This is a genomic window from Synechococcus sp. R55.2 (assembly GCF_047462075.1).
Taxonomy (GTDB): Bacteria; Cyanobacteriota; Cyanobacteriia; order Thermostichales; family Thermostichaceae; genus Thermostichus.
Genome location: NZ_JANSIH010000284.1, coordinates 1 through 631 on the forward strand (window position 1 = coordinate 1; position 631 = coordinate 631).

The following is a 631-nucleotide window of genomic DNA, read 5'->3' on the forward strand; positions in this document are numbered from 1 at the left end:
GCCTACACCCCCGTTGAGGATCCCTCAATTTACGAGAACGTTTGGGCTGAGTTTCTCGATCACTTGGCAGAGGTAACCGGCAAGAAGGTGGAATACTTCGCAGTGCAGTCCAATGCTGCTCAGTTGGAAGCGATGCGGGCGGGCCGTTTGCATGTGACCGGCTTTAACACCGGCTCTGTCCCTTTGGCGGTGAATGCGGTGGGCTTCCGTCCTTTTGCTATGATGGCCAGCTTGGATGGCAGCTTCGGCTACGAAATGGAGATCATCGTTCCTGCCGATAGCGATATCCAATCCATCGAAGATCTGCGCGGTCGGCAATTGGCTTTCACTAGCGAAACCTCCAACTCTGGCTTTAAGGCTCCTTCGGCGCTGCTGAAAGGGGAATTTGGCATGGAGCCCGGGGTTGTCTACCAAACTGTCTTCTCAGGCAACCACGAGAACTCTATCTTGGGTGTGTTTAACGGTGACTACGAGGCGGCGGCTATTGCCAACTCCGTGATGACCCGCATGGCCGAGCGGGGCACGATTGATCCCAGCAAAATTCGCACCATCTACAAATCTAAAACTTTCCCCACCACAGGCTATGGAGTTTTCTACAACCTCCTCCCAGAAGTGGCGGAAAAAGTGAAAG

Annotated in this window: 1 protein-coding gene; it reads left to right on the plus strand. The window is 53.9% G+C overall.

The features are described 5' to 3' along the window. Positions 1-631: phosphate/phosphite/phosphonate ABC transporter substrate-binding protein (gene phnD, locus NW838_RS09375; RefSeq protein WP_414427922.1), on the plus strand; the 631-nt coding region annotated here is incomplete at both ends.